At 68.1% G+C, this 8,239-nt stretch carries 9 protein-coding genes; 1 reads left to right on the forward strand and 8 read right to left on the reverse strand.

The window, feature by feature from the left end:
- Nucleotides 1-195 precede the first annotated feature (195 nt).
- Both VE326_08075 and VE326_08080 read right to left on the reverse strand, forming a co-directional pair.
- Complete coding sequence (locus tag VE326_08075) at nt 196-711, reverse strand: hypothetical protein (protein ID HYJ33161.1); 516 nt, start codon at nt 709-711, stop codon at nt 196-198.
- 124 nt (nt 712-835) lie between these two features.
- Nucleotides 836-1,807, reverse strand: a complete 972-nt coding sequence (locus VE326_08080) for an MBL fold metallo-hydrolase (protein ID HYJ33162.1) — start codon at nt 1,805-1,807, stop codon at nt 836-838.
- Nucleotides 1,808-1,963: 156 nt separating this feature from the next.
- Between VE326_08080 and VE326_08085 the strand changes: the two genes are divergently transcribed.
- Nucleotides 1,964-2,878: a hypothetical protein gene (locus VE326_08085; GenBank protein ID HYJ33163.1), complete on the forward strand. Its 915-nt coding sequence runs from the start codon at nt 1,964-1,966 to the stop codon at nt 2,876-2,878.
- A gap of 99 nt (nt 2,879-2,977) precedes the next feature.
- Here the strand turns inward: VE326_08085 and VE326_08090 are convergent, their stop codons facing one another.
- The 6 genes from VE326_08090 to VE326_08115 form a co-directional block, all read right to left on the reverse strand.
- Nucleotides 2,978-4,705, reverse strand: a complete 1,728-nt coding sequence (locus VE326_08090) for a putative Ig domain-containing protein (GenBank protein HYJ33164.1) — start codon at nt 4,703-4,705, stop codon at nt 2,978-2,980.
- 338 nt (nt 4,706-5,043) lie between these two features.
- Entirely contained in the window at nt 5,044-5,253 is a 210-nt protein-coding gene (locus VE326_08095) for a plasmid partition protein ParG (protein HYJ33165.1), read from the reverse strand.
- The gene (locus VE326_08100) at nt 5,250-5,495 is read right to left on the reverse strand and encodes a hypothetical protein (protein HYJ33166.1); all 246 of its coding nucleotides are present in this window, start codon (nt 5,493-5,495) and stop codon (nt 5,250-5,252) included. Before VE326_08100 ends, VE326_08095 begins: the two co-directional genes overlap by 4 nt.
- 262 nt (nt 5,496-5,757) lie before the next feature.
- Complete coding sequence (locus VE326_08105; protein ID HYJ33167.1) at nt 5,758-6,618, reverse strand: DUF5602 domain-containing protein; 861 nt, start codon at nt 6,616-6,618, stop codon at nt 5,758-5,760.
- A gap of 50 nt (nt 6,619-6,668) precedes the next feature.
- Complete coding sequence (locus VE326_08110; protein ID HYJ33168.1) at nt 6,669-7,550, reverse strand: NmrA/HSCARG family protein; 882 nt, start codon at nt 7,548-7,550, stop codon at nt 6,669-6,671.
- A 28-nt stretch (nt 7,551-7,578) separates the two neighbouring features.
- Nucleotides 7,579-8,073: a MarR family transcriptional regulator gene (locus VE326_08115; GenBank protein HYJ33169.1), complete on the reverse strand. Its 495-nt coding sequence runs from the start codon at nt 8,071-8,073 to the stop codon at nt 7,579-7,581.
- Nucleotides 8,074-8,239 lie beyond the last annotated feature (166 nt).

Below are 8,239 nucleotides of genomic sequence, written 5' to 3' on the forward strand. Positions count from 1 at the left end.
CGCCCAAGCCCCCGGGCCCACGCCCAGTATCCAAAATTGAAGCCGGTCTTCACGTTCATCGGCGTCTCGCCACCTCGTCGTAAGTGCTTTCGGGATCGCGCGTGGGTCCAGAAACGTAGCATCTTCGCCCGGGGCGGGTCAAATGGGTCCGGGGCCAACGAGGGCGATCTTGGTCCGGGGCAAACGGGGCCAGGGTCAGAACGGCCCGCCACCGGGATCGCGATCGCGCGCCACCATCGAGAAGACGATCCAGGGACCGCCGCCGGCGGCCACCGCCCGCAGCAGGTGCTCGCGGTCCACCGGCTCCGGACCCACGAGCGGTCCACCCCAGCGCACGCGGACGCGCACCCGACAGACGCGCAGCACGGAGTCCGCGCGGCCCGCCCGCGACATCGCGGCCGCGCGAACGGCGTCGCCGAGCATCCGGGAGCGCCGGGCCGCCGCGTCCGCCCGGAGCCCGAGCGAGTCGGCGGTCTCTTCGTCGGCGGCCGCAAGCTCCACAGCGGCCCGCCGCTCCTCGTCCCGGGCCGCGCCGGCAAGCGAGTCCAGCGTGCGCGTCGACATCGATTGCGAAACCCCGATGCGAAGGAGAGTCGCGCCGCGAAACTCAGGGCCGCCCACGTGGCAGGACGCCAGCGACCGCGCGGCCGCCCAATCGTGCGCCGCGAGGGTCGCGAGGTAGCGCTCGGCGGCATGCCGCGCCGCGCGCACCTCCAAAGACTCGGGGTTCGTGGAGCAGCCGGCCGACCCCGCGAGCCAGCAAACAAAAAGCGGCGTCGCGATCCGGATCGGGGCCGGACCCAGGCGACGCCGCGTACCAGCTCGGAACGCGCGGCTATTGGCGCATCGCCCGAACCTTGGCACGCCCCTTCGTCTTCACCCCCTTCGCCTCGGCGAGAAGGCGCTTCATGTTCATGAAGTGGACCTCCTGGTAGAACTCCATCCCCTCGTACGGGCCCAGGTACCCCCACCGGCGCGGCTCGGCCAGCGTCTGCCCCCACCCCGCCAGGCGGGTCGCCTTGTCATCGGCGTCGCGAATGTAGTTCCTGGTGAAGCGGATCCCCTCACCGGGCTTGGCGATCAGTCCGTGCCCCGGGACGAGCACGTTGGCCGCATACCGCGGCGACATGAGGGAGTCGAGCGACGCGTACCAGCCGAGCTTGTCGAAGTCGGGGTCGAGGAGCCAGGGAATCGACTTGTTCCAGACGAGGTCTCCCGCGAACAGCACCTTCTGCTTCGGAAGGTGCACGATGAGATCGCCTCGCGAATCCGCGCGACGCCCCAGCCACACCACGTCGACCGGACGGAGCGCGGTGCCGAAGCGCTTGTGGTCCCGGATTCCGATCTCCTTCGACGGGTTGCCCGGAATTCCGAGCGTCGAGTCGATGTCGTGGACCAGGCTCTCGTGCGCCACCAGCGTCGCCCCCGCCGACAGGAACGGCTTGGCGCCCAGGATGTGATCGTCGTGCGCGTGGGTCAGGACGAGGTACTTGAACGGCTTGTTCGGCGAGCGCGCGCGGATCGTGTCGGCCAGCGCCACCCCGGCGCTGTCCGCCATGCCGGAATCGATGACCAGGATCCCGTCCGGAAGCTCCACCCAGCCGGTCCAGACGTAGCTGAGCTTGGCGGCATAGACGCCGGGGGCCAGGCGGCTCACCCGGATGGTGAGGGTCGTGTCCTTGGGCGGGATGGCCGGTTCCGCGCCGGGGAGGTAGATCTGGGCCGGGGCGGCGGCGGGAAGGATCGAAGCCAGCGAAACAAAAAGGGCGAAGAGCGCGATAGAAATGGATAGGCGAACGCGAGTCATGGTTCTCCGTCGGCGTTGGGGGAGGATCGACCGTGACGGTCGGGACTACCCCGGGATGGCGTTGTCGGGTCCACGATTGTATCGCAATTCCAACGTCCGCGGGGCGGCCGCCTTCTAACGGGACGCCAGGTCGCCACCCACTCGAGGAGGTCCGCCATGAAACGTTCGGTTCCCATCGTGCTTCCCCTCTCCCCGACCGCCGCCCTTCCGATGCTTGCCGCAGCCCTCCTGATCGCCGCCCTCGCCCTCGTCGCGGTCCCCGCTTTCGCGGGCGATCTCTGCGACGAAAACGACACCTCCAACACGACCTTTGGCAACGGCAAGGGGTCCTACGCCCGCGACGTCCAGGAGATGCACGAGCCGGCGCCCCAGGGCACGTGGCACATCGACGGCGGGGACAACGGTTCCGTCCAGATCTCCGATTGGGACAAGGAGGAGGTCCTGATCTGCGCCCGCGTCACGGCGTGGGCGCGGGACAAGGAGCGCGCCGAGCGGCTCCTGCGCTCCATCCATGTCGAGAACTCCGGTGGGCGGCTCCACGCGGAGGGCCCCGGGCAGACGCAGAGCGCCCGCTGGGCCGTCTCCTACAGGATTCGCGCGCCGCGCTCGATGGACCTCGATGTGCAGACCGTGAACGGCCCCGTGTCCGTCGAAGGCATCCGCGGCCGCATGAGCCTGCACACCGAGAACGGCCCGCTCGAGCTGATCGGCGCGGGCGGCGACATCGAGGGGCGGACGACCAACGGCCCGCTTACCGTCACCCTGACCGGCTCCCGCTGGCAGGGTCGCGGCCTGGACGTGGAGACCGCCAACGGTCCGGTGCGACTCCGGATTCCCAACGGATACTCGGCCGATCTCACCACCGGCACCGAGAACGGCCCGATGGCGGGCGCCTACATTGGCGCGAGCGGGGGCCGGCGCCATCACCACGTCAACGTGGTGCTCGGCTCGGGCGGGGCCCCGATCCGCGTCGTCACCACCAACGGACCGATCGTCGTGAACTCCGGCATCAAGGGACACGAGGGCGCCCGGGGACATGACGACGCTGACGACGAGGACGACGACGAGTAGCTCCCGGCCCGCTGGTCGCCGGGCAAAACGAAACGGGCGGGGTGCCGGTGCGCCCCGCCCGTTCGCCTCGCCGCGCGACTGGCCGGCGTTACGGCGAAATTACTTCAGAACCGTGACCCGCTGGATATCCTGCCCTTCGGGCGCCACGATCCGGAAGAGGTACATGCCCGACGAAACCTTGCGGCTGTGCGCGTCCGAGCCGTCCCACGTGAGCGTCTGGGCGCCCGCGTAGCGGTTTTCGTCGAGCAGGGTCTTCACGTAACGACCGCGCGCATCGTAGACCAGCACCCGCACGCGTCCCGCCTGCGAGAGCGTGAAGGTCAGCTTGGTCTGCGGGTTGAGCGGATTGGGTGTGGCCTTGGCGTGGAGGGCGTGCTTCTCGTGTCCCTTCCCGTTGTCGCCGCCATTCCCCGCCACCTTCGGCGCGCCGAGCGTCGCCGTGAACGTCCCGCCCGTGCTCAGGCTGCCGGTGATCGTCGCGCTCGCGAGATTGTCCGGAATGCTCTGATCGCCGAACAGGCCCCTGAGGTCGCTCATCGCGAAGCAGGCCCGCAGGGAGACGGTGCAGCCGGTGGTGTCGGACGGGCAATCCTCGTGATCGCACTCGCCGCAGTCGCCGTCGCCGTCCCAGCCGCCGTCCTTGTGCAGAAGTGCCGCGGCATCGCGATCCTCGCCGTCCGACTCGCTGTCGCTCTCACAGCTCCAGTCGAGGCTGGTCTTCCCCGTCATGGCGTCGATGGTCGTGCCGCCGAAGGAGAAGCGGATCGTGGTCAGGTCCACGTTCCGGACGTCGAAGCCGTTGTTCACCGGATCGATCCGGAAGCAGAGGAACTTCCGATGGCTGTTGAAGGCGCCGAGAAGCTTCGCGGTGGCTTCCGTGCCGCCGCCGCCGCCGCCCGTTACGTCGTTCACGGTGATGACGGTGCTCGCGGCATCCGTTCCGCCATGTCCGTCATTGCCCGTAAAGGTCACCGTGTAGCTGCCGGACTGCGTGGATCCCGGGGTCCAGGTGAAGGTGCCCGTGTTGTTCCCGTTGTCGGTGAAGGTCGCGCCCGAGGGAACGTTCGACGCCGTCAGGGTGACGTGGTCGCCGTTCGCGTCGGTGGCGGTCACCGTGAAGGTGACCATCTGGCCTTCGTTGACGCTCTGCGTCGCCGGAGCCGTGACGTCGGGGTTCGTATTGACGCCGGTCACGTCCACGACATGAATGTGCGTCGTCGCCGAGCCGGAGAGGGCGTTCGACGCCGTGAACACGACGTTGTAATCGCCCGACTGGGACGAGGTCGGGGTCCAGGAGAAGGTCCCCGAGGTGTAGCTCGCGTTGGCGGTGAAGGTCGCGCCGGCCGGGAGCGGAGCCGCGGCCAGGGCCGTGATCGCCTCGGCGTCGCTTGCCGTGACCGTGAAGGTGAGATTCGAGCCCTCGTTCACGGTCTGGTTGGCCGGGGCGGTGACGATCGGCGCCAGGTTCGTGCCGGAGGCATTCACCGTGAGCTGGAACGGCTCGGTCGTCGCCTCGCCGTTGGCGGTGGCCGTGACGCTGCCCGACACCGTTCCGAGATCGCTCGCGGTCGGATTCAGGGTGATGGTGGTGACGACGAGGCCCGTCCCGGTCGTGGGCGCGTTCAGCGTGGCCCAAGCAGGCAGGGACGAGGTGAGGGTGATGTTGTCGCCGTCGACGTCGTAGGCGACCACATTCAGGGTCGTCGAAGCGCCGGCGTTGATGGACATGTCGGGGATGGCCACGACGACGGGCGCGGCCGCATAGGCTGTCGATGCGGCGAGGAGCAGGAGCGCGCCCAAGAGAAAGACCTTGGATGCAACTTTCATGGAGCCCTCCTTGGTCCGCGGACACACGCGGAGAGATCGATTGCCCCGCGATGGAGCGTGTGAGCGGTCCCGCTGCGCGGGAGCCGCGCGGAGAACGATGCCGTCCCGAGCAAGGGACGACGGCTGGCTGTCGCCGTGCTGCGGAGGCGCCGAGGTGGAGGCCTGGACGGCCCGGAAGGGCCTCGACGTAATTCCTCCGCCCGCTGGCGGAGCCGTCCCGGTGGTCACCGGTCCAACCGGGACGTGAAAAGGATGCCTACCGGGATGGGTGCGCTACAACCAAAAAGTAAGTAGATGCCCGCTATACCGTCCGGCCGCGCCGTAAGTTAATGGAAACGCTAAGAGTTGCGGGGCCGTCCCTTGCGATACTTCTCGATCCATTCCGCCGCTGCGCGCCGCAGCAGCTCGGTAACCACCGCTCCCGTCTCGATGCTGGCCAGCTTGAAGCGGCGGTGAAGCTCTTCGGGCAGCGCGACCGAGGTCCGGATCATCCCCTTGCTGGATCCGGCGCGGATCCGCTTCATGCGCATGCGCTCGGGTCGAGTCACTTGGAGCGCCGTTCATTCGCGACGAGGGACTTCGGCAGGACCTTCATCAGCGCCACGCGCGCCGTGTGCTGGCGCCGGGCCACCACGATCGGGCCCTCGGCCTGCGTTCCGCGCGCCTTGAGCTCCCAGATGCCGGACTTGAGCATGTGGAGCGAGCCGCACTGGGCGCAGACGCGCTCGAGGGGGGCGATGCGCCAGCTGAAGGGATGCTTGCAGACGAGGCATACGACGAGCGAGACCATGCGAGAGCTCCGCATAGCGCTTCCCTGGCCGGTTCGAGGCTTCCCTGCGGTAATGGTGTCGAGTCTGCTGCGGAGACGACGACTGCGGAGCGATCCCCTGTGCATCAATGATGCAATAGCGCAGCGCCGTGTTCAAGTGAATTCTGCGATATGCCCCCTAAGTATCTGCCCACCTTATAGCTAAAGCGGGCCGCGATGGACAGTCGCGGCCCGCTTCCTATCGTGGGATATCACCGGTACGACGGGACCCTCCCAGGGAGCGTCAATCCTTCGAGGTCGTCTCCCCCGCCCGCATCGTCAGTCCGTCCAGCGACACGACGTACTCGCGATTCTTGCCGTCGAACTTCACGGCGTAGGAGGTCGGATAGTACCCGGGAGCGGCATAGGCGGCCGGCTGTTTCACCTCGGCGGCGAAGTCGGGACGCGTCTCCAGGAAGGCGCGGGTGATCATCGGCTCGATGAAGTTCACTTTCCCGTCGTACGACCCGTAGAGGAGCGTCGCCGTGAAGTCGTGCCCGTGGAATTCGTGCGAGACGGGATCGATCCAGTGGACGCCCATTCGCCGGTGCTCCGTCTGGGGCGGCAGGATATACCCCGCGGGAATGTATTCCTGCGAGGGAAGCTTGAAGCACCGCTCCAGGTTGTAGTTCATCGCCGTGATCTCGGCCCGCTGCGCCTCGGGCACCATGAAGAAATGGATGTCGAAGTGCGGGACGTTGTAGACCCCGTCCGGAATGTGCCCGCGCGGATTCCAGTAGAAGGCCACGTGGTCGAACGGCGCCACGGCGACCTCCTTGGGAAGCGCCAGGTTCCACTCCCAGCCGATGTCGTCCTTCGGAAGCTGCATCGGCAGCCCGAGCAGGGCGGTCTCGGAGAAGGTCACGCCGACGGAGACCGGCGTTCCCTTCCGGTCCACGCCCACCCACGTGCGGACGGTGCCGTTGCCGACCGGCGTCTTCTCCCCCACGTACGTCGTGGCGATCGCCGGCGCGACGATGGCCTTGGATGCCGGCGCAGCCGGAGCCGCGCCATGTCCGGCGTGATCCTCGTCATGGGCGGCGGCGAGCTGAGGAACGAACAGAACGGCCGTCAAGGCCATCGCGACGAGCACTCGTTGATTCACGGGTTCTCCTCCTTTGCGGTGGTCTGGGGTCGAACGTCGGAGCGCGAACGTTAACGCGTCACAGGGGCCGGCTGCCAGTCGACCGCGGCCGCCCACTCGGCGAGCGGGGTCGGACGCACGCCGCTCTCCGCGGACATGGCGGCGATGTCGACGTTGTAGCCGACCCGGTCGAACCACTCGAGCATGCTGGCAAAGTCGTCGCTGAACTTCCGGACCTCCTCGATCGGGACCTGCACGAAGCGGATCTCCCGGCCCGCGGCGCGGCTCAGGACGGCGGCCGTTTCCGGCATCGTCAGCTCGTCGCCGGCGATGTCGATGGCGCGGCCGTTCAGGGCGGCATGGTTCTCGAAGGCCCAGGCGCCGTACCGGCCGATGTCCTGCACGGCGACCATCTGAAGCTCCGTCTCAGGACGGATTCCGACCGCGAGGGCGCCGCCCTGGATGGACGGGAGGAACCACGGCGAGGCCAGGTTCTCCATGAAGAAGACCGGGCGAAGGATGGCGTACGAGGGGAACTTCAGGGAACGGATCCGCTCCTCGACGCGGGCCTTGTTGTCGAAGTGCGGAATCCCCGTCTTCCGGTCGGCGGACTGGACGGAGGAATAGACCAGATGGTGGACGCCGGCCTTCCGCGCGATCTCGGCGAAGCGGATCCCCTGCTCTTCCTCCCCCTGGACGCCGGCCTCCCAGGTGTTCTGCACGGCGTAGGCGCCCCACGCCCCCTGCAGCGCGCGCTCGATCGAGGCGGCGTCGTTCAGGTCGCCCGCGACCACTTCCGCGCCCAGCCGCTTCAGCTCGCCGGCCTTGGGGCCTTCGGGGTGGCGGGTCATGGCGCGGACCTTCCGCCCCTTGGCCAGCAGCTCGCGGGCAATCGCGCCGCCCTGCTGCCCCGTCGCGCCGGTGATCAGGATGAGTTCGTTGGAGAGTGCCATCGTTCGTTCCTCCGGTTTCGGGTGTCGCCTATCGAGAGACTTCTTCGGAATGTTCGCGGACCGCGGCGCGGGCCAGCTCCAGGAGATCGGCGAGCTGCTCCAGCTTGCGCGCCCCCACCGGGGCGAGCGCCGACCTCACCGCCTGCGTGACGGCCTTGGACGCGCCCTCGATGCGCTCCACGCCGGCCTTGGTGATCCGGACGTTGACGACGCGACGGTCCTTGGCGTCGCGGGCCTTCTCCACCAGGCCGTTCGCTTCCAGTCGGTCGAGCAGCCGCGTGAGGTCGGGATCGTGCGTCACCATGCGCTCGGCGATCCGGCCGGACGGAAGCGCGGCCGGGCGGGCGCCGCGCAGAATGCGCAGGATGTTGAACTGCGAGGGGCTCAGTCCCGTGGGCTTCAGGGCGCTCGCAAGGACGCGGTTGGCGACCTGGGCCGTGAGCAGGATCTCCACGTGGACCTCTTCCTCGAGGCTCGGGAAGGGATTCGACTGCTGGATCTCGGTGCGCAGGCGTCGTTCCATGCCCTGGATAATAGTCGTTGTGCGGACTATTGTCAAGAGGAATGTTGGCGTGAGGCCTTCATGCCAGCTTCCGGAGCTGACGCGGGAAACCATCGTGTGATGCCTCCAGGCGGTCGTTCCGGCTAAAGATTTCCCGCCTCGGTGACGATGGCGCGGGTAAGACCCC

The organism is Candidatus Binatia bacterium (assembly GCA_035631035.1).
GTDB lineage: Bacteria > Eisenbacteria > RBG-16-71-46 > SZUA-252 > SZUA-252 > DASQJL01.